Annotated in this window: 17 protein-coding genes and 1 pseudogene; 5 read left to right on the top strand and 13 right to left on the bottom strand. The window is 61.5% G+C overall.

Annotated features, from left to right (window positions below; genetic code table 11):
• Positions 1–34: 34 nt before the first annotated feature.
• The 5 genes from FPB55_RS03385 to FPB55_RS03365 all read right to left on the bottom strand — a co-directional run bounded on the left by FPB55_RS03385 (position 35) and on the right by FPB55_RS03365 (position 6,083).
• Positions 35–802, bottom strand: a complete 768-nt coding sequence (locus tag FPB55_RS03385) for a molecular chaperone (RefSeq protein ID WP_115293364.1) — start codon at positions 800–802, stop codon at positions 35–37.
• Positions 792–2,141 carry a fimbrial protein gene (locus tag FPB55_RS03380; RefSeq protein WP_144187542.1) on the bottom strand — a complete coding sequence of 450 codons (1,350 nt, stop codon included), beginning with the start codon at positions 2,139–2,141 and terminating at the stop codon, positions 792–794. The genes FPB55_RS03385 and FPB55_RS03380 overlap by 11 nt, the downstream gene beginning before the upstream one ends.
• Positions 2,138–4,666: a fimbria/pilus outer membrane usher protein gene (locus FPB55_RS03375; RefSeq protein ID WP_238706617.1), complete on the bottom strand. Its 2,529-nt coding sequence runs from the start codon at positions 4,664–4,666 to the stop codon at positions 2,138–2,140. The genes FPB55_RS03380 and FPB55_RS03375 overlap by 4 nt, the downstream gene beginning before the upstream one ends.
• Positions 4,667–4,709: 43 nt before the next feature.
• The gene (locus tag FPB55_RS03370; RefSeq protein WP_225786177.1) at positions 4,710–5,402 is read right to left on the bottom strand and encodes a molecular chaperone; all 693 of its coding nucleotides are present in this window, start codon (positions 5,400–5,402) and stop codon (positions 4,710–4,712) included.
• 135 nt (positions 5,403–5,537) lie between these two features.
• Complete coding sequence (locus FPB55_RS03365; RefSeq protein WP_064314581.1) at positions 5,538–6,083, bottom strand: fimbrial protein; 546 nt, start codon at positions 6,081–6,083, stop codon at positions 5,538–5,540.
• A gap of 141 nt (positions 6,084–6,224) precedes the next feature.
• Between FPB55_RS03365 and FPB55_RS03360 the strand changes: the two genes are divergently transcribed.
• Positions 6,225–7,181 carry a bile acid:sodium symporter gene (locus FPB55_RS03360; RefSeq protein ID WP_144187538.1) on the top strand — a complete coding sequence of 319 codons (957 nt, stop codon included), beginning with the start codon at positions 6,225–6,227 and terminating at the stop codon, positions 7,179–7,181.
• 6 nt (positions 7,182–7,187) lie between these two features.
• Here FPB55_RS03360 and betT read toward each other — a convergent pair whose 3' ends face one another.
• Together betT and FPB55_RS03350 are read right to left on the bottom strand one after the other, a co-directional pair.
• Positions 7,188–9,161, bottom strand: coding sequence for a choline BCCT transporter BetT (gene betT, locus FPB55_RS03355; RefSeq protein WP_009686084.1), 1,974 nt, complete (start codon positions 9,159–9,161; stop codon positions 7,188–7,190).
• 164 nt (positions 9,162–9,325) lie between these two features.
• Entirely contained in the window at positions 9,326–10,210 is an 885-nt protein-coding gene (locus FPB55_RS03350) for a homocysteine S-methyltransferase family protein (RefSeq protein WP_178097533.1), read from the bottom strand.
• Between the two features lie 118 nt (positions 10,211–10,328).
• On the opposite strand from FPB55_RS03350, the gene FPB55_RS03345 reads away from it, so the two are divergent.
• Together FPB55_RS03345 and FPB55_RS03340 are read left to right on the top strand one after the other, a co-directional pair.
• Complete coding sequence (locus tag FPB55_RS03345) at positions 10,329–11,150, top strand: ABC transporter substrate-binding protein (RefSeq protein ID WP_009686082.1); 822 nt, start codon at positions 10,329–10,331, stop codon at positions 11,148–11,150.
• Positions 11,147–11,968 (top strand): amino acid ABC transporter permease, encoded by an 822-nt coding sequence (locus tag FPB55_RS03340; protein ID WP_029884901.1) that lies wholly within the window; start codon positions 11,147–11,149, stop codon positions 11,966–11,968. The genes FPB55_RS03345 and FPB55_RS03340 overlap by 4 nt, the downstream gene beginning before the upstream one ends.
• 76 nt (positions 11,969–12,044) lie before the next feature.
• Here FPB55_RS03340 and FPB55_RS03335 read toward each other — a convergent pair whose 3' ends face one another.
• Positions 12,045–12,224, bottom strand: a complete 180-nt coding sequence (locus tag FPB55_RS03335) for a CsbD family protein (RefSeq protein WP_029884902.1) — start codon at positions 12,222–12,224, stop codon at positions 12,045–12,047.
• 76 nt (positions 12,225–12,300) lie between these two features.
• Complete coding sequence (locus FPB55_RS03330; protein WP_144187534.1) at positions 12,301–13,287, bottom strand: hypothetical protein; 987 nt, start codon at positions 13,285–13,287, stop codon at positions 12,301–12,303.
• A gap of 204 nt (positions 13,288–13,491) precedes the next feature.
• On the opposite strand from FPB55_RS03330, the gene FPB55_RS03325 reads away from it, so the two are divergent.
• Together FPB55_RS03325 and FPB55_RS03320 are read left to right on the top strand one after the other, a co-directional pair.
• The gene (locus FPB55_RS03325) at positions 13,492–14,967 is read left to right on the top strand and encodes a PAS domain S-box protein (protein ID WP_009686078.1); all 1,476 of its coding nucleotides are present in this window, start codon (positions 13,492–13,494) and stop codon (positions 14,965–14,967) included.
• A 238-nt stretch (positions 14,968–15,205) separates the two neighbouring features.
• On the top strand, positions 15,206–16,591 hold the full coding sequence (locus FPB55_RS03320) for a gluconate:H+ symporter (RefSeq protein WP_144187532.1): 1,386 nt from the start codon (positions 15,206–15,208) through the stop codon (positions 16,589–16,591).
• A gap of 47 nt (positions 16,592–16,638) precedes the next feature.
• Here the strand turns inward: FPB55_RS03320 and FPB55_RS03315 are convergent, their stop codons facing one another.
• From FPB55_RS03315 to FPB55_RS03300, 4 genes and pseudogenes are all read right to left on the bottom strand, one after another.
• Positions 16,639–17,337, bottom strand: coding sequence for a hypothetical protein (locus FPB55_RS03315; RefSeq protein WP_115293356.1), 699 nt, complete (start codon positions 17,335–17,337; stop codon positions 16,639–16,641).
• Positions 17,338–17,687: 350 nt separating this feature from the next.
• On the bottom strand, positions 17,688–18,143 hold the full coding sequence (locus tag FPB55_RS03310) for a GFA family protein (protein ID WP_064314579.1): 456 nt from the start codon (positions 18,141–18,143) through the stop codon (positions 17,688–17,690).
• A gap of 305 nt (positions 18,144–18,448) precedes the next feature.
• Positions 18,449–18,676, bottom strand: a complete 228-nt coding sequence (locus tag FPB55_RS03305) for a hypothetical protein (protein ID WP_054903892.1) — start codon at positions 18,674–18,676, stop codon at positions 18,449–18,451.
• 485 nt (positions 18,677–19,161) lie between these two features.
• Positions 19,162–19,281: pseudogene (locus FPB55_RS03300) on the bottom strand (Fic family protein); the annotation flags it as partial.
• Positions 19,282–19,594 lie beyond the last annotated feature (313 nt).

The following is a 19,594-nucleotide window of genomic DNA, read 5'->3' as shown; positions in this document are numbered from 1 at the left end:
GGGGCACCAATGCCATTGCTGAATAGGACGAATCTCAATCTGCTGCAGCGGCCTCTAGCGTAGGTTCGACGCTGTGGGGCATCGCGCCCAGGACAGGACGCTCGCCGGTTTGCGCATTGCCATCATCATCCAGCCATGTGTAGTTGAACGTCGCGTCGCTGGGCACGTTACCGCCCACTGTCTGGCGCTGCGTACTGAATGGCGTCAACAACGGCGCATCAAGCACGATCGACCGTTTGCCATCGCCGATCTGCGCCTGCGCCAGGGATATGTAAAACGGCGTCGGGTTATGCAACTGCACAGTGCGGCCCTGGGCTTTGACCACCAGTTGCAAAGGCGCTGTCTCGGCCTTCTTCGACAAGCCTTGGGGGCGATAGATGACTTTCAGCTGGGTGCGCAGCGTGATCGTCAGCCGGGTCGAGCCCTCGCCCAGCGCCTCGCGCGGCCGGGGTGGAATCTCGTACACATTCAGCCAGTACAGGGACTCTCGATCCTGTGCAAACGCCTGCCCGGTAGTCACCAGGCGTAGGCTTCGCTGTTGCCGGGGCTCGAGCCTGAACATTGGCGGAAGCGGCATGATGGGTGCAGTTGCGGTGTCCGGCGTAACATTCAGCTCCCCATTGTCGACCCAGGCCTGAACCACGACTGGATAGGCATTTTGATTGACCAGTGCCAAGGAAGTGTCACGCTGACCTTCACGCACGATGACCCGGGTACGCTCAGCAGTGACACCCGCGCAGGTGACCGTACTGACCAGCGCGACGACGACCAGCAGCAGGCCCTGCGCGTAGCTACTGGACACGTATCACCACTTGCGCAGTGGCCTCGACCCGACCAGGCCTTACCGTCGGCATGGTGCCGATGGAGAGCTTTTCCAATCGAGCTCTGAACGTCTCGGTGTACTGGCCGATACCATTGATAGTGCCTGTGAGGTTGGCGGTATTGCTGACAACCGGGTACCACCCTCGACCCGCTGCACCACTGCCATTGGCAGAGTCTTCATTGGCCAGCAAGTTGATGGGAGCGCCGCCGCGCAGCACGCGAATGCCCACCCCCTGCGCCATTCCCGCCTGGCCATAACGGTCCGACAGCAAGTAGGCCAGACCACCTTGGGCGTTGATCAGGCCCAAGGAAGAGGACGCAGCCAGGGCGCCGGAAGAAACCTTGATGCCAATGGCTGTACCGTTGGCGCTGGCGCTGTTGAGAACAGTACTCTGGCAGCGGAAATTGATCTGAAAAGGCACCTCGCGGCTGCCCCCGGCGTTGATCTCGCTCACGCTGATCGAGGGAAACACCACATAGGGTGTAACGCTCGATACGCTGCAGGTGGGGTAACGCTTTAGCGTGACCTGGTTGTACAGGCCCAATGCACCAGGCCAGTTCCCATACCAGCCACTCCAGTTACCGTAGTGGGTTTGCCCTACCGTCGGATAAGCAAGGCCCGGCCCCTTGATCGCGATGTAGGCCGCCTGTTGGGCATAGGCGTAGAGCTGCGACGAGACCGTGTCGCTGTAATAGTTGTACGTAGGGTCTTTCGGTGCGCTGAAAACCTCCGCACGCACGGCGCTGAGGTTCTTGGCCTTGACCAACTGATAGCCGCGAGAATCGATGTCCAGGCCAGTGAGCCTACGCTCACGCCAGATGTGAGTGAAAGGCTCGCCGCTTGCAAGATGGGTCAAGCGCAACAGCACATTAGGCCAGGCCGTTCTGTAGGCGTCCTGCAAACCCAGGCTCAGGCCGACGCTGTCGCCCCCTTGGAACCAGCCACTGTAGACATCATCGCCATTGGTAGACCACATTTCGTAAACCGCATCTTGCCCCTCGCAGCGAAAAAATACGTACTCCGGATTGTAGCCAGCCGTAGCGCCATACTGGGTGAAGGGGGCCACGGAGCTCGCGATCAACGTGCCATAAGGTTGAAAGCTTGGGTCACTGACGTTGATCACACTCGGTATGCCCAATGACCCATTGCACGTGTCGCATGCACCGGCCCAGGCGCCGGCAGTACCCTCCCCGGGCCTGATCGCAGCGTTGGCCGTGGTGTTGGCGGCGCCCACGGAGGTCACTCTGTAGCAGGTCGCCCAGGCGTGTTGAGCAGGGATGAGCAGGATGGCCGTCAGCAGCCAGGACCTGAGCGTCATGATGGTTCCTCATTGAGCGTGCATATGCTTTTCAGGTGAATGAAGCCCTGACTGTTGGCGGCTGTGGCGCTGTTGACGTCGTAGGGCAGCTGACATCGCTGGCTAGGGCCGGCGCCCCAACGCACCAGCAAGCGCCCGCTGTCGGCCTGGGCACGTGCATACACTTGCCCGCCCTGGCCTACCATGCCAAGGGTCGTGCCCTGTTCGTCGACCACGTCGGCTCCCAGGGGGATTGCCCTACCGCCCGGCAAGCTGGCCTGGATCAACAAGGCATGCCCAAGCAAGGTCTTGAAGTCGACCAGCACGGAAGCACCGGCATAAGGGGCCACCTTTCGCTCGGTTTCGATCAACTCGGCCTGTTCACCCATTCCACTGGGGTCAAGCCCGACAGGGTTGTATCGGTAAGGTGACAAAGAGGGCACCACCGCATACCCATCAGCGTTCACACGTGCCCCCTGCCCACCCCGGATGATCGCGCCGCCCGCGCCCTTGGCCCGCACCAGCGCGAAGGTATCCCCGACGTAGGGACCCAACGTGAGACCACCCTCATGCACCACGGCCGCTCCACGAATGCCGCCATTGATCTGCCGATAGTCGGCGCTTTGCGAAAAGCCGCCATTGAAGGTGGCAACGGCACTCTGCGCCTGCAGGTTGCTGGTCCAGTTCGTCCCGCGCCCGGCGCTGTCACGGCTGGCCGCGATCGCGTAGCTCATGTCACGCTGTGCGCCCATCGTACCGTTGATACCTGTCTGGAAACTGCTGCCATTCGTATCACCTGAGCGCCGGGTCACCATTGAGCTGATGGTCGGTGCCCGGCTTGAGCTGCCCAAGGGCATGGAGAAGGTCAGCGTCAGGGTATTGCTGCTATTGCTGGTGTCGTACACGTCCGCCGGGTTCGTGAAACTGAGTTCTGAACTTTCCGCCTTATCGCGGTACCAGGTGGTGCGCTGACGTGAATAGGCCAGGCTGTAGTTAAGCTGTCGCCAGGTGTTCGAGTAACCGAACTGCACCTGCGTATCACGGCTCTTGCCGTCGTAATAATCGCTTCGCGACCCGGACAGATACAGGTTTCCATACCCGCCCAGCCCTTGACTGACCAGCACGGTCAGCTGGTTCCGCTGCTTGAAGCTGGTCGAGTCCCAACGTTCACCGCGCACGGTGGCCTGCCGGGCACCCAGTGCGTCGGCCAAATCCCGATAACCCTGAGTTGAGTATCTGTACCCGGCAAGATTGAGCGTGGTGTTGGTAGGCTGGAAGGTGCGGCTGTAGCTCAGCCCCATGCGCCAGCCTTGCCTGTGCTGACGGTTTTCTACCGTGGCACTGGAAAAGGTGCTGTTGAGCCCGAACGCGCCATAAGGCGTTGCCAGCACGCCGCCGCCCAGCACTGCCAAATAGTCCTGCGCTACCCGAGCCCCGAGGTTGGCGGACACTGCGTTGGTCAGGCCCCGTTGGTAAGTGGCCTCGGCAAAGACGCCCTGGTTGGTATCAGTCTGGCGGACCTGGCCTAAGGTTGCGCTATAGCGCGAGATGCCCGGGCGGATTGAGTCGGGCACTGCCGCATAGGGCACGGTGAAGCGCGTGATACTGCCGTCAGCTTCGATCACCTGCACGTCCAGGTCACCGTTGTAAGCCGTGCCGTACAGGTCGTCGATAACGAATGGCCCAGCCGCTACGGTGGTTTCTTGAACCTTGCGGCCATTCTGGCTGATCACCACGCGTGCATTGCCCGCCGCCGTGCCGCGTACCTGCGGAGCATACTGACGCTGAGAGTCCGGCAGCATGCGGTCGTCGCTGGCCAGGCGCACGCCGCGAAAGCCGATGCTGCCAAACAAGTTGCCTTCGGTGAAGCTGTCGCCCACCGTCAGCTCGCTTTGCCAGGGCGCGATTGCGCGCTGTGCATAGGTGCGAATGCTGTTCCAGCGGCTGACCGCGGTGCCACCGAAACTTGAGTAGCTGTAGTTGGACTGATGCCGCAAACGCCACAGCCCGACGTTCAAGCCCGTGTTCAGCCCCAGGTAACCATAATTGGCAGCTTCGCTTTCTGACGCTTGATAGCGAGAGTTGTAAAGGCTGGCGTCATAGTTGACGAAGCCCATGGCACTGCCCGCGTCCCAGTCCTGCGGGTCGACGTAGCCGCGCGGCTTGATGTAGAGCAATGCCTGGGGTACTGAAAGGTCCAGGCGCAAGCGGGCGGAGTCGTATTGAAACATTGATCCCGGCAGCCGCTTGCTCAGGGCCATGCATTGGGTCGAATCGACGATGGGCGTCTCGACCTTGCGCGCGTTCATGTGCTGGCGCAGGAACTGCTCGGACAAACAGGGTTCGACCACATCGTTTTGCGGCCGAAAGCTCACTTCACTTCGGTTGACGTATTGCGTGTTCACATACACGTCGACAAGGTAAGTACCTGGATCGACCTGCTGCGCCTGGTTGAAACGCTCCAGGTTGCCGCCGGCCAGACCCGAGCCGAGTAGCAGGCTGTCATCGAAGCGGTAATCGCCTTCGCCGTGGGCTAACCGCGCCATCAGTAAGGCAACACCACCTAGCAGGGCCGTGTTGCGCCGCAGGTTAGCGCTGCAACACATGAGTGATGCCCACGCGTGCGCCATAGTCGTTGATCAACTGCGCCCTGAGCTCGGGGGCTTTGCCCTCGAGCAGGCCGCCCCTCTCCGGCGCCCAACGCACCGAGCCGTAGGGCGGCACCATGGTGGCATGCAGCGTTACCTGGCGGTTACCCGCGGTGAGCGTCGCAGCCCCGAATGAGGCATAGAACCCCGTTGGGTTATCCACAAGCACCTGCCAGCTGGCGCCCTGGCCCACGAGGCTAAAACGCAGTTTTTCAGGCAATTGCTCAACCGTTCCGGCAATGGCAGCAGGGCGGTAGAACAGCTTCAGGCGATTACGCAGGATGAGCAACATCTGGTTGCTGTCGGCGTGCGCGGTATTGCGTGGCGGGATCTGCAGCACGTTCAGATAAAAGACCGATTCCCGGTCGCCGGGTAACGCCGAGCCGGTATAGATGAGCCTGAGGGACTGCCCGCTACCCGGGGCCAGACGTGACACGGCCGGGTTGACCATGAACGGGGCCCTGGCAGTTTCGGGCGTGGAGGCCGGGTCACCGGAATCCACCCAGGCTTGCACGACATTGGCGAAGGCATCCTGATTGGTGAGTTGCAGCGTTTTTTCCTTTGCATCCCCGGGGTAGATGACCCGGGTACCTGTCACCACTACGCTGGCCTGGACGAATGCGGTACCCGTCATGCCCAGCACCAGCGCAAGCGCAATGGCGACCGAACGAAGCCGACCTGCTGACGAAGTTCTCATGCATTTACCTCGAAGGCCTGCCGCCATGAGTACTGTCCAATGGCGGCAGTCAGAAAGCTTGGCGTGCACGCATCACTCGTAACGCAGGGTGTAAGTGACGGCGCCCAGGACAGGGCCTGCGGTGACGGTGGCTGCCTCGGAGACATAACGCACGGCATAGTCATGGCTTGTAGACGTCTGGCCGGCGCTCAGGACGATTTGCCCCGCGCTGACTGCCGCCCCACCTGCCAGGTTTACCGGGCTGCCGCCGGGTGCATCGAGCAACTGCAACGCAACGCCTGTGGCGCCGTTGGTGGCCGTGTTGGTCAGGTTGCCCAGCGTTGTAGGGTTGGTAGCTTGAAACAGCGTCGTGAATTGCTCGTTGGCGTCGGCTGGCGCAGCGCAACCGGTCAGGCGCAACGTGAATTTGGTTTCCCCGGTGTTCTTGCCGGAGCCGCCGATCAGCGCACTGGCTGGCACACTTTGCATGACGACGGTTGGCTCGGTGTTGCCATCGACGACAGCCGAGCAAGTCTGGTCAGTGACCTCCCCGCTGAACGTAATGGTATTGGCCGCGCTGGCCAGGCCAGGGGCAGTCATGGTTGCAGCTACGGCGATAGCGATGGCACGAATGTTCATTACGACGTCCTGTGGTTGTTGTGTAGGCTGCACATAGAATGCAGCGATGGCGCTGGCGGATAACTCAGACGAGTCTTAAAACAACCACTGGCTGCAGTGCCCGGCACCGCATGGCCCGCACTTTTTTCAGCAGGTAATTTCTTGACCAGAGACCAACTCGAAACCCGGCAAACGCTCATCTATTTCGCCACCGTGCTGGCGGCCTGCGCTTTCGGCGTTTTCGCCAGTGCGGGTGCTTCAGTGCTGGAAGTGCTGATCACACCCGCCATCGCCATGCTGATGTACGCCATGTTCTTGCAGATACCCTTTCTGGACCTGCGCGCGAGCTTGGCCAATCGACGGTTCATGGTTGCCTTGCTGCTGGCCAATTTCGTGCTGGTGCCCTTGCTGGTGTGGGGCCTGACCCGTGGGCTGACGGGCCAGCCGGCATTGCTGGCAGGCGCCCTGCTGGTACTGCTGGCACCTTGCATCGACTATGTGGTGGTGTTCACACACATGGGCAAAGGCGATGCGCGGCTCATGCTGGCCGCCACCCCCGTGCTGTTGCTGCTGCAACTGCTGCTGTTGCCGTTTTACCTGGCGCTCATGCTCGACGATGGCCAGGCATTTAACCTGGCGATAGGGCCCTTCGTGCAGGCGTTCGTGGCGATGATCGTCGTGCCGTTGGTCTTGGCCGTGTGGACCAGTGCCCTGGTCGGCAAGTGGCGGGGGGTGAGCCGGTGGAACGATGCCTGGGCCTGGATGCCCGTACCGGCGATGGCGCTGGTGCTGTTCGTGGTGATCGCTTCACAGATCCGGATCGTGTTGCACGACCTGCCGCAACTGTTGCCCGTAGTGCCGGTTTACCTGGGCTTTGCGCTGGTGGCACCGGCCATCGGCTGGGCAACAGCGAGGCTGCTGGGCTTGCCGGCACAGCAGAAGCGCGCCGTGATGTTCAGTGCGGCGACGCGCAACTCGCTGGTGGTGTTGCCGCTGGCGCTCGCCCTGCCAGAGCAGTGGCGCACGCTGGCGGCAGCGGCGGTGATTACCCAGACATTGGTCGAGCTGGTCTGCGAGCTGGTCTACGTGCGGGCGATTCCAGCGATCGCCCGCACGTAAACGGCATCAGCTCACCACGTGCAGGTAATGCAGGTGGCGCTCGTACTGGTCGAGGATGTCGCCGATCACATCCTCACGGCTCCAGCCCATCACATCGTAGTCCTGCCCGCCTTCGCGCAGGTACACCTCTGCCCGGAAGTATTTGCGCGCATCGCTGTTGTCATCGGCGTCGCGCATGACGAAGCTCGGCGTATTGAATGCCCGGGGGCGTACCTCGTACTTGAAGCGCCCTTCACCGGCATGGGAAAGCTCGAGCGTGATGCGGCCGTCGTCACGCTCGTCCACGGTCACCTCATAGCCCTGTTTGCGCAGTTCCTGGGCCACTTCTTCGCATGCGGGCTTGACCACGTCGGCGATGAAGCGGGTAACGTGCGCCCTGCGCGGCATCATGGCGATGTTGCGCAAGCGGCGCTGCCAGCCGCCGTGGTTCTGACGGCCCTGCCGCTGACCTGGCAGTGCCTGGGTGCGCAGCCCACGCCGTGTGGCGTCCAGCCCCAGGGCCTTGAACAAACCCCAGATGGAAAACAGCAGGATGATCGCGAACGGCAAGGCGCTGGCAATGGTGGCCGCCTGCAATGCTTTCAGGCCGTTGGCCAGCAGCAGGGCAATGGCCACCGCGCCCATGGTGACCGACCAGAACACGCGCTGCCAGAGCGGTGAATGGCCCCTGCCGGAGGACGCCAGCATATCCACGACAAGCGCACCCGAGTCGGCCGAGGTAACGAAGAACACGACCACCATCAGCACTGCCAGCATCGAGATGGCCGTAGACCAGGGGAAGTGCTCGAGGAACGCGAACAAGGCCAGCGAGCTGTCCTGATCCACCACCGTGGCCAGGTCCTTGACACCGCCGTGCAGGATCATATGGATGGCGGAGTCGCCAAACACGGTCATCCACAGCAACGTGAAGCCGGCCGGGACGAACAGCACGCCACACACGAACTCGCGAATGGTGCGCCCACGGGAAATGCGCGCAATGAACAGCCCCACGAAGGGCGACCAGGACAACCACCAGCCCCAGTAGAGCAAGGTCCAGCCGCCAATCCAGTCGGTAGGTTCGTAGGCAAACAGGTTGAACGTCTTGTTGACGATATCGGACAGGTAGGCCCCTGTGTTCTGCACATAGGCCTGCAGCAGGAATACCGTAGGGCCTACCGCCAGCACGAAAAGCATCAGGACCACCGCGAGGCCCAGGTTGAGCTCCGACAGGATACGGATGCCCTTGTCCAGGCCGCTGGCCACCGACAGCGTGGCCAATGCACAGGTAACGGCAATCAGAATGACCTGCACCGAGGTGCTGATCGGAAGGCCGAACAACTGGTTCAGCCCACTGTTGATCTGCAGCACACCGTAGCCCAGCGAGGTGGCGACGCCAAATACCGTGCCCAGGATGGCGAAGATGTCCACTGCATGGCCGATAGGGCCGTAGATACGCTCGCCGATCAAGGGGTACAGCGCCGAGCGCAGGGTAAGCGGCAGACCGTTGCGGAAACTGAAGTAGGCCAGGATCAACGCCACGATGGCGTAGATCGCCCAGGCATGCAGCCCCCAGTGGAAAAAGGTGATGTTCATGGCTTCGCGGGCGGCGGCCACCGTGTTGGGGTCACCCACGGGCGGGTTGATGAAGTGCATCACCGGTTCGGCCACACCGAAGAACATCAGGCCGATGCCCATGCCGGCAGAGAACAGCATGGCGAACCAGCTTTTGTTGGGGTAGTCGGGCTCGCTATGGTCCGGGCCCAGCTTGATGTCGCCGTAGCGGCTTACGGCCAGGAAGACGACGCTGATCAGCACCAGTGCGACGGTGAGGATGTAGAACCAGGCTGCATTGGTGACGATCCATTGTTGAACCTGCTCGAAGACGCTTTGGGCATGCGCCTGGAACATTGTGGCGTACAACACCAGTAACAGCACCAGTACTGCACTGGTGAAAAAGACAGGTGGGTTGATGGTGCTCCTGCGTTTCTGGTTTTCAGGCATAGGCGTTACTCCTTCGGGCGTTCAGCGCTGCGCTCCATCACTGGGCAGTCAGAACACGACTGCCCGTGGCGCATGATGCATGGAAGATGCTGAAACCTTACCGTCAGTTCCAGCAATTCCAAAACTTAGCCGCTTCGCTTGCCGTATAGAAGCCTTCGAACCTGTCAGCCGAGGTTACGCTTCAGCTCGGCAATGTGCTCGGGGCCAATGCCGCAGCAGCCGCCCACCATGCTGGCGCCGCGTTCACGCCAGTCCTTGGCCCAGGCAAGGTAGCCCGGTGGGTCCAGGTCTTCACGCAGCTCGTCCAGCCCATCGTTGGCGGTAGCCTCTTTGGGCTGCGGGGGGAAGGCGTTGGCGTAGGCACCGATGGTCACCCCTGCCCCTTGCTGGTCGATAACGGCACGGGCGACGTCAATGGCCGCGCCGATTACTTCCGGCTGGCTGCAGTTGAACAGCACCGCTGCAGCGCCCAGCCCGACTACCGCTTGCACGGCATCCGCTACCGGCTCACCGGAGCGCAGGCGCGGCACCGTATCCACGTCCTCGTCCTGCAGGGTGAACGACACCCAGAACGGGCGGCCGTCTTTGGGCAGGTGCGCGTGGATGGCACGTACTTCGGCGATGGCGCTCTGGGTTTCGGCCAGCCACAGGTCAACGTGCGGCGCCAGGCCGGCGAGCAGCGGCTTGAGGACTTCTTCGACCCGCTCAGGTTGGAACAGGTCAGGGCGGTAAGAGCCGAACAGCGGTGGCAGCGAACCCGCTACCTTGACCGGGTGTGCAGCATTATCGGCGGCATGACGCGCCAGCTGGCCGGCGGTATTGGCCAGTTGCTGGCCTTCTGTAGCAAAACGTTGCTCGCCAATGTGGAACGGCACGACCGCATAGCTGTTGCTGGTAATGACCTGGGCACCCGCGGCAATGAACGCCGCATGTACACCTACCACGGCCTCGGGCGCCTCGGTCAGCGCCAGCGCCGACCATTCGGGCTGGCGAAACGGTGCGCCGCTGCGCTGCAGTTCACGGCCCATGCCCCCGTCGAGAATAACCATCGCGCGCTGTGTCATATAACTACTCTGAAGGTGGTTATGAATAAAATTCATTATGAGAGAAAGGTTTATAACTATTAAATACACTTTCTCTTTTTTGGCAAACTTTTCAGGTATGTACATGCGCTTTTCTACTGTGCTCGGCGCGGGCCTCGTGTTGCTCGCCACTGCGTCCCAGGCCCTGGCAGGCACCACGCTGGAGCGGGTTGAATCGCGCAAGGAAATGGTCAACGTGTTGATGGAGAGCTACCCGCCGTTCTCCTTCCTCAATGATCAGAACCAACTCGACGGCTTCGACGTGGATGTGGCCAAGGCTGTGGCCGACAAGCTTGGCGTGAAGCTGCGCCTGGAAACCCCGTCGTGGGACGTGATCGCCGCCGGCCGCTGGAGCGGCCGCTACGACATCTGCATCTGCTCGATGACGCCCAGCAAGGCGCGCGCCGAAGTGTTCGACTTCCCGGTGGAGTACTACGCATCGCCGGCAGTGATCGTGGTCAATGCCAAGGATGAGCGCATTCATGGGGCCAAGGACCTGGATGGGCGCAAGGTAGGCTTGACCAGCGCCTCCAGCTACGAGAGCTACCTGAACAAGAACCTGGTGATCGAAGGCAAGGAAGACCAGAAGATCGACTACCCCTTCGACTTTGTGCAGATTGCGCCTTACGACACCGACAACGTCGCTTTCCAGGACCTGGGCCTGGGCGCGGGCGTGCGTCTGGATGCCATTCTTACCAACCTGGTGACCGCGCAGCCGCGCCTGACCCAGGACAAGCGCTTCAAGCTGGCCGGTGCCCCACTGTATGAAGAGCCCAACTCGGTGGCCATCGAGAAAGGCGACCCTGAATGGGATGCCAAGGTGCGCCAGGTGTTTGCCGAACTGAAAGCCGATGGCACGCTGGCCAAGCTGTCGCAGAAATGGATTGGCGCCGACATCAGCAAATGAGCACCTTCCCTTCTTCCCCCAAGCCCGCGGCCAAAGCCACGGGCGCCAGCCTGTTCGGCTTTCGCACCCGGCTGCTGCTGACCTGGCTGGCGCTGTTCGGTCTGTTCGTGGCGTTCTTCCTCAGCTTCGACCTGAAGTTTGCGATCATTGTGGAGAAGTTCCCCAACCTCGCCGGCTTCAAACTGGGCCCTAACGGCTTTTTGCAAGGCGCAGCGCTGACCCTGTTCCTGTGCCTGTGCTCGATGGTGGTCTCGGTGCTGCTGGGCTTTGCCGCAGCCCTGGCGCGCTTGTCCGGCAGTGCGGTGCTGGTCGGTATCGCCAGTTTCTACACGTCGTTCTTCCGCGGTACGCCGCTGCTTATCCAGATTCTGCTGATTTACCTGGGCCTGCCACAGGTCGGCCTGGTGCCCGGCGCAATCAGCGCAGGCATCATTGCGTTGTCGCTGAACTACGGCGCCTACCTCAGTGAAATCTTCCGCGCCGGCATTCTCGGCGTGGCGCGCGGCCAGCGCGAAGCGGCGCTGGCGCTGGGCATGCGCCCGCCGCAGACGTTCTGCTACATCGTGCTGCCCCAGGCCATGCGGGTGATCATTCCGCCCACGGCCAACCAGTTCATCTCGATGCTGAAGGATTCATCGCTGATTTCGGTGATGGGGGTGTGGGAAGTGATGTTCCTGGCCCAGTCGTACGGGCGCTCCAGCTACCGTTACCTGGAAATGCTGACCACCGCGGCAATCATCTACTGGGTACTGTCGATTCTGCTGGAGCTGGTGCAAGCGCGCCTGGAACGGCACTTCGGCAAGGCGTACCAGCGCTGAGCAGCGCCTGGGCGCAGCGGGCACATGCAAGAACGGTCGCCCGGAGGCGACCGCTGGTGGGTGGGGCGACAGTCGGCTAGTCCTTGCTGACGGCGTCCTTCACATCGCCAACCACTTGTTGGGCTTCACCCTTTTTCTCCTGCACCTTGCCCTTTACCTCCAGCTCGGTATTGCCAGTCGCTTTACCGACGGCTTGCTTAACCTTGCCAACCACTTCGTTGGCCATGCCTTTGACTTTGTCAGACGTGCTGCTCATGGTTTTTCTCCTTCAACGACATCCGTACATGTGGGTTGGGGTTACACCAGTGAAACGGGCAAACCTGGGCGGGTGATCACACATTCACGACCCGGGTCTTGCGTGACGACAGGGCGAAGCGGCCTGCCACAACGCTCAAGGCAGCGCCAAGCAGCAGGGTTACCAGCGTGCCCCAGGCGGCTTTGGACACGTTGCTGGCCGCTACCTGGGCAGCTTCACGCGCCTGTTGCTCTGCCTGGTCTTTCAGCACCTGCACCTGCTCGGCGGCTTGCTGGTAGGCACGGGCATAGTTATCCACGATCTGCTGGGCCTCCTGCTGGCTCTTGCCCGTGCGCGCCGCCACGATGTTGACCAGGGCCTGCTTGTCTGCCGCGCTCAGCGCAGGCTCACCGGCCTTGCGTACCCGGTCGAACCATTGCTTGAGCTGGTCAACGGCCTGGGTCGGGTCCTCGGCGGCAATACGGCTCGCCGACTCACCCTGCGCCTGCGCCTGATCGGCCTGCTGCTCCAGGTTCGACGGGTTCAGTTCGGCCTTGCCGGACTGCTGCAGGGTCTTGTTCAGCTCCGCTTCCAGGCTGTCCCAGTCGAGCGAAATGCCCTGCTTACCCAGGCGCTCTTTGATGCCTTGGCCGACTGCCGGTGCGGCGGCAGCCACACCATCCGCGGCAAGCGACAGGCCTTTACCGGCAATATTGCCGGCAGTGCCGACCACGCCCCCGGCCAGCGAAGCCAGCAGCCAGGTCGCCAGCAATGTGGTCACCGTCCAGCTCAACAGGCCATGCAGGCCACCGCGGCCCGGCGCCGTGCGGCCGGCAACCCAGGCACCGGCGGCGACCGAAACCAGGGTGCTGACGAACAGCCACACCCCAGCACCGGTGCCAAAGCCACGCAGCGGGTTGCCATCGGCCATCGCGTCAACGGCCCCGGCCCCGATGGCGGTGCCCAGCACACTGAGTACCAGGTAGGTAGCCAAGGCAATGGCCCCCCCGGCGAAAACTGCACTCCACGACACCCGCAGCGGGCTCACGGCATTTGCCGGGGTGCTTACATAGGCTTCAGTCATCTATGCATCCTCGTCAATGGGAACTGGCTGCACCGGCCACGGGTGCCTGATGCAACGTCATGGCCAGTTTGCGGGTCCCATGCAAGGGTGTATTGATGCATCTGCCCCACCCGCACTAGTGCATTGGCACCAATCTGCCGGTGCCTGCTGCGTTTATGCTCAACGCCAGTCACCACACCAGCCATTACCGACCGGGGGACGCCCATGAGCGACGCCGTGCTTGCCCGTGAAACCAACCGCCGCCAGCTGCAGCAGATAATTGCCGGGCTTTCGGATGGCGTGATGCTGCTGGAAGTGGACCAGACCATCATCTGGGCCAACGAAGCCGCCCTGCGCATGCACGGGGTCGACAGCCTGGAACAGCTGGGCGGGGACGCCGAGGGTTATCGCCAGCGCTTTGCCCTGCGCTACCGCAACAACCATCCACTTGAAGCCGACCAGTACCCCATTGCCCGCGTGGCGGCGGGGCAAGTGTTCAGCGATGTCGTGGTCGAGGTTTCGCCGGTTGGCGATGAGGAGGCGCGCAGCCGGGTACACCGGGTGCGCAGCATGGTGCTGGAAGACAGCAAGGGCGAGGCCGAGTCGTTGGTGCTGATACTGGCCGACGCTACCGAGTGGGCCAGCGCAGAGCAGCGCTTTGAAAAAACCTTCAACGCCAACCCTGCCCCCGCCGTTATCTGCCGCCTCAGCGACTTGCGCTTCATCAAGGTGAACCAGGGCTTTCTGGAAATGACCGGGCATGTGCGGGAAAACGTCATTGGCCGCTCGGTGTATGAAGTGGACGTGCTGGAAAACGCCGAGCGCAAGGAGTTGGCGATCGAGCGCCTGATAGAAGGCGCGACCATCCCGCAGATGCAGGCCGAGCTGCGCTTGCCAGAAGGTGGCACCAAGCTGGTGATCGTGGCCGGGCAGCCGCTGGACATGCACGAAGAGGATTGCATGCTGTTTTCGTTCACCGACCTGGAGCCCCGGCGCAAGGCGGAGAACGCCCTGCGCCAGAGTGAAGAGCGCTTTGCCAAGGCGTTTCGCCTGAGCCCTGTGCCGACCTTGCTGTGCAGCGCAGACAAGCAGCAACTGATCGATGCCAACGAAGCGTTCCTCGACAGCCTGGGCTACACCGCCCAGGAGCTGATCGGGAAAACCGTGGCCGAAATCGACTTCTTCGCCGACCGCGGGGTGGCAGCGCAGGTGTTCGATGCGCTGGAAAAGAGCGGGCGTATCGAGGCGCTGGATGTGAAGCTGCGCAAGAAAGGTGACGACCCGCTCGACTGCATGCTGCAAGCCGACACCGTGAGCCTGCTGGACACCCCGTGCTACCTGCTGGTGCTGATGGACATCACCGAGCGCAAGCGCTCGGAGCTGGAACTGGTCGAGGCGATCGAGACCGTCATGCAGGATGCATCGTGGTTCAGCCAGACCTTGATCGAGAAGCTGGCCAATGCCAAACGTATCAACACCGGCCGGTTGCCCGATGCCTCGTTCACCGACCTTACCCGCCGCGAGCGGGATGTGCTGGCGCTTATCTGCGAAGGGCTGGCCGACAAGGAGATTGCGGCGCGCCTGAACCTGGCGCTGAACACGGTGCGCAACCACGTGGCAACGGTTTATTCCAAGCTTGATGTGCACAGCCGCAGTGAAGCGATCGTGTGGGCGCGGGAACGGCGTTTGTTCAGTACCTGATGGGTTGTTCGCGGCTGGGCCTGGCGCTGCCGCTGCCAGGGCCTACCCTTGACAGTATCCCGGTTGACCGCAAATACTCTGGGCAGATTCATATAGATGACCAAATAACAAGGTGAATCGTTCCATGACCGCACTCCCCGTCCCGATGCCTTTGCATGCTGGCCAGCCCGCACATTTGATTGCCCTGCCTGCACCTTCTGTTTGCCGCTGACGCGCCTGCCCAACCGAGACTCCTTGCATGACTCCCTTAGATATTCAGCTGTTGCTGACCGCCCTGGTCAGTGTTCTGGTGCTGGTGGCGCTGATCGTATCGCGCCTGAAGATGCACCCGCTTCTGGCCCTGCTGGTGGTGTCCATTGGCGTGGGCTTCGCGACCCATATGCAACCCGGCAGTATCGTTTCGCACCTGCTCACCGGTGCTGGCAAGACGCTGGGTGCGGTCGGGGTGGTGATTGCCCTTGGCGCCATGCTGGGCAAGATCCTGGCGGATGCTGGCGTTACCGAACAGGTCGCCGATGTGATCCTCAAACGCACCCCCGACCGCCTGATCCCCTGGGCGATGATGCTGGTGGCCTTCGTCATCGGCATCCCGATGTTCTTCGAGGTGGGCCTGGTGATCATGCTGCCGTTGATTTTCAGCGTGGCACGCAAGCTGGAGGGCAAGGCGCGCTTCAAGGGCTCTGCCTATGTGTACGTGGGTGTGCCAGTGATTTCCGCCTTGGCGGCCATGCATGGCATGGTCCCTCCGCACCCTGGCCCACTGACCGCCATTGCCGTGCTCAAGACCTCGGTTGGGCCGACCATGCTTTACGGCTTCCTTGCCGCGATCCCTGCCATGGTCCTGGGCGGCCCGTTGTACGGCATGTTCATTTCCCGGCGCATGAGCACCCGCCCCGATCAGGCACTGCTGGACCAGTTCACCCTGGCTGAGCAGGCCGACGGCCAACCCCGCCCCGGTGTATTGATCGGCACGCTGGCCGCGCTGCTGCCGGCGATCCTGATGCTGGTGCACGCCGTTGCCGAAATGCTGCTGCCCAAGGGCAATGCGCTGCTGGAATTGGCCAGCTTCCTTGGCAACCCACTGATCGCCATGCTGCTGGGCGTGCTGTTCGCAGGCTTCAGCCTGGTACTGGCGCGCGGTGGCAACGCCGAGCAGTTGCGCGATGCGCTGGGCAAAAGCCTGAAGCCGATTGCCTCGATCATCATGATCATTGCCGGCGGCGGCGCTTTCCAGGAGATGCTGACCAGCGCCAAGGTTGGCGATGCCATCGTGCACCTGACCCAGCAATCGGCATTCCCGCCGTTGATTCTGGGGTGGCTGATCGCCATGCTGCTGTCGGTGTCTACCGGCTCGGCCACCGTTGGCATCGTCGGCGCTGCCGGCCTGCTGGCCCCCTTGGCAGGCGCTGACCCCAGCCTGAACCTGCCCTTGCTGGCCCTGTCCATCGGCTGTGGCTCGCTGTTCTTCAACTACGCCAACCATGCCGGCTTCTGGATGGTGAAAGAGTCGTTTGGCATGACCATGGGGGAAGCGACCAAGACCATCTCGGTGGTGCAGTCGATCGTGGCGGTGGTGGGGTTGGTCGTGGTGTTGGTGCTGAATGCGGCGGTTGCGGTGGGCTGAGCCGGGTGAGCGGGTGAGCCAGTTATCCTGGCTCACATGCCCCGGCGTCAGTAGTCGCGCTCCCTCAGCTTTTCTGCCAAGGGCGGGTAGTAGACCTGGCCAATCTCATCCGCAGCCCACCACGCCCAGTGCAACAGGCAGAGCGTAATGCCCCCCAGCACCAGATAGCCCTCCCAGCCAATCAGCTCGGTGACCTGATGCATCAAGCCAGGCAACTGGTAATGCGCCCCGACATTGGCGTTGGCAATGGCCATCACCACCAGCCCGAATACCAGGACACCGGCCTGGTAGCGCTGCTGACGCCACACCTCCCGTTGCTGGCTCTTGCTGCGCCAGTAGTTGAACAGGAACTCATTGCCCTCACGAAGACTGTGCTCTTTCAAGGCGCTATAGGTCACGTGATTGTGTAGCAGGGAGTAATCGCGCCGGCTCTGTAGCCAGTGCCAAGGGATGTAGGAACCAAGCATGACCGCGACCTGCGCAAGCACTGGAACGCACACCGACACGGCCAGGCAAAACACCACGACACTCACAAAGATCCGCCCGATATTCCCCCAGACCGTAGCCATGTCCCCCGAGAAATCCAGCAGAGTGGTCCCCAGGGCTGTCATGAAAGCCATATCCATGAACAGGCACACGTAGGTGAGTTTCAGGGCCCAACGCACCTCCCAGGCTTTCTCAAATACTGCCCCCGGCAGCCCGGCGATAGGGTTGGTTGTTTTCAGGCTGTCTCTGTTCTGATCCATGCAAAATCCTCGGCAGCTGGCATTGGCCAGTGAATGGTTACTGCAAAGTGCTGGCAGCGCGCCTTGCCTGATTACCATGCCCGAGGGCGGCGCAAGCGTTCCACTCAACTTGAGCCATTTGCTATTCCCTTGCGTCGCCACCTCACCCTGTAGGAGCGGCCTTGCGTCGCGATGGGCCGCAAAGCGGCCCCACTGCCAGCCTCGGACGCGCAGTTCATTACCCGCTATGGCGTCAGTCTGGTGCTGTTCGAGCTGGCCTGCACGGGCTGGGCTGTGGCGGTTTAAGACCTACACCTACCCCGTTGGCGAAAGCCAGATCCCGAAGACCCACGCGAACATGGGCGATGCCCTCAGCCCTGATCACACGCCGGGTTAGCTGCATACCGCACCCACCCCGCAACCTCCGCGCCACCCCCCACCCGATCCTTGGGATGAACACGCCCTTCACTGACCGCCACCTCTGCAAAATCGAACGGGCTCATCCCTTCGATACACGCAACGTTAACCCCATACTGGTCCGGCGAGGAACGCCGCTGGTGGAAGGTGTAGATGCCGCATTTCGAGCAGAAGTAGTGCTTGGCTTCCCGGGTGTGGAACTGATAGAGCGTCAGCGCCTCTTCACCTTGGGTGACCGTGATATCGCCCAGATTGACCGACACCGCCACCGCCCCGCGCATACGGCACAGCGAGCAGTTGCACCTGCGTGCGGTGCGCAGACCATCGGTTAACCGCAGTGAGAAACGCACGGTGCCGCAATGGCACGCTGCTTGGTAGACAGGGCGGTTATCGTTGTTTTTATCCGTCATGGCGTTTCTCCCGTTTGAAAGGCAAACCTGGCGATTCAGGGAACAAGCCAGATGTATTGGAAATACCTAGTCATCGGAGCGTACTACGAATTCCATTTGTCGCCCTGCCCCACCAAGCAGGCGGTATGGATCGAAAATCCTGTGGCCACGACAGCAAGCGCACTGCAGGTGTTCATGCCTTCCTTGACCAGACTGGACGCTGTGGAGACGTCCGGATCCACGATGTGCACGCTACGGCACTTTCTCGCCGGGGCGGCCGAGGTCGTGAAACCGACCAAGACGCCCTCCAGCGAGCCATGACTCTACTAATCGGTCGAGGCGCGCCCGGCTTGCTCCATTACCTTGCCACACTGCTCGCTGGCCAACCGGCTGATGATCCGGATCGCCTGGTGGATGCCGGCCGTATTGCGAAAGCTCAGGCGCGGGTTGTGTTCGCATTCCAGCATTTCGTCGTGCTGGACCAAGGCTTCGCCTAGCAGTTCGAGGGTCCAGGCGTAGCTTTGGAGGGTAGAGAGGCGTTCTTGGTCAGACATGGCGCACCCCCTGGTGGAGGGAGCTAAGGCCTGATGCATTGACAGTGATGTCGCTGAAAGCCTTCGAGAAACGACGGCGGGGAACGAATGTGGGGATTCTGAATAGATTTGAAGTGTGCATGCATGCTTTCCTTTTCGATTGAAGCACCGCCCTCACCGTCGCCAAACGGTTAGGGTGGCAGCTGTACGCAGGTTGGCGAACCGAGGAAAAGGAACTCGGCAGACCCGAAGGTCTCCCACGCACAGCCGCCATTACACGAAACTGCGGACGCAAAAAAAGCGCCTGCAATCGTGGTTGGGGGCGCCGATGCGCCTTTTCGTTCGGGTCGCCAAACCCGGCCGCGGAATTTGCCGCGACTGGGGGAAGGTAGCGCTGCGGGGGCTTAAAAGCAAGGCTGTTTGCTGTGGGAGAAATCGCGGAAATGTGTGGGTAAATAGTCGGTCGAGGGGCGAGGCAGGGTTATGAATGTGGATACGATCTATTGCGGGGTATCGCCCTCCAGCCTCAGGCGACGCAGGAACTCAAGCTCGTTCAGCACGTCGACCAGGAGCGAGTCAAAGGATGGGTTCAACAGCTGGAGATCGTGGTGAGAAAATTGAGGCATCTCGGAATTATCTCTAGGAGGCGAATGCTTTATCTCAAATTTTTTTGCTCTTATGCCCGTAAACACTGGGCTAAGGGCATATCAAAGAAAAGAATTATCTCAAATCCTCTGCAAGATTAAGTCAAAACAGGCGGGGTGATAAGTCGATTGGGCGAGGGGCTGGGCGAACAGTACAAGCTAGGAAAGCGGCCTGCGAATCGTCAGACCCAACCTCAGGCAACCAGCACGACGCGTGAGTACATCGCTTGCTAACCGAAACTAGGATGTACTAACGAATGTACATAAATACCGCAGAATGTGGCGTTTTAACGCC

Origin of the sequence: Pseudomonas sp. BJP69 (assembly GCF_007633355.1) — a bacterium.
Taxonomy (GTDB): domain Bacteria; phylum Pseudomonadota; class Gammaproteobacteria; order Pseudomonadales; family Pseudomonadaceae; genus Aquipseudomonas; species Aquipseudomonas juntendi.
This window is presented reverse-complemented; position numbering and strand designations above follow the sequence as displayed.

Coding starts and splice junctions, on each gene's coding strand:
- FPB55_RS03380 (WP_144187542.1), bottom strand. CDS start 2,141: ATGACGCTCAGGTCCTGGCTGCTGACGGCCATCCTGCTCATCCCTGCT.
- FPB55_RS03375 (WP_238706617.1), bottom strand. CDS start 4,666: ATGGCGCGGTTAGCCCACGGCGAAGGCGATTACCGCTTCGATGACAGC.
- FPB55_RS03370 (WP_225786177.1), bottom strand. CDS start 5,402: ATGACGGGTACCGCATTCGTCCAGGCCAGCGTAGTGGTGACAGGTACC.
- FPB55_RS03365 (WP_064314581.1), bottom strand. CDS start 6,083: ATGAACATTCGTGCCATCGCTATCGCCGTAGCTGCAACCATGACTGCC.
- betT (WP_009686084.1), bottom strand. CDS start 9,161: ATGCCTGAAAACCAGAAACGCAGGAGCACCATCAACCCACCTGTCTTT.
- FPB55_RS03350 (WP_178097533.1), bottom strand. CDS start 10,210: ATGGTTATTCTCGACGGGGGCATGGGCCGTGAACTGCAGCGCAGCGGC.
- FPB55_RS03345 (WP_009686082.1), top strand. CDS start 10,329: ATGCGCTTTTCTACTGTGCTCGGCGCGGGCCTCGTGTTGCTCGCCACT.
- FPB55_RS03340 (WP_029884901.1), top strand. CDS start 11,147: ATGAGCACCTTCCCTTCTTCCCCCAAGCCCGCGGCCAAAGCCACGGGC.
- FPB55_RS03335 (WP_029884902.1), bottom strand. CDS start 12,224: ATGAGCAGCACGTCTGACAAAGTCAAAGGCATGGCCAACGAAGTGGTT.
- FPB55_RS03330 (WP_144187534.1), bottom strand. CDS start 13,287: ATGACTGAAGCCTATGTAAGCACCCCGGCAAATGCCGTGAGCCCGCTG.
- FPB55_RS03325 (WP_009686078.1), top strand. CDS start 13,492: ATGAGCGACGCCGTGCTTGCCCGTGAAACCAACCGCCGCCAGCTGCAG.
- FPB55_RS03320 (WP_144187532.1), top strand. CDS start 15,206: ATGACTCCCTTAGATATTCAGCTGTTGCTGACCGCCCTGGTCAGTGTT.
- FPB55_RS03315 (WP_115293356.1), bottom strand. CDS start 17,337: ATGGATCAGAACAGAGACAGCCTGAAAACAACCAACCCTATCGCCGGG.
- FPB55_RS03310 (WP_064314579.1), bottom strand. CDS start 18,143: ATGACGGATAAAAACAACGATAACCGCCCTGTCTACCAAGCAGCGTGC.
- FPB55_RS03305 (WP_054903892.1), bottom strand. CDS start 18,676: ATGTCTGACCAAGAACGCCTCTCTACCCTCCAAAGCTACGCCTGGACC.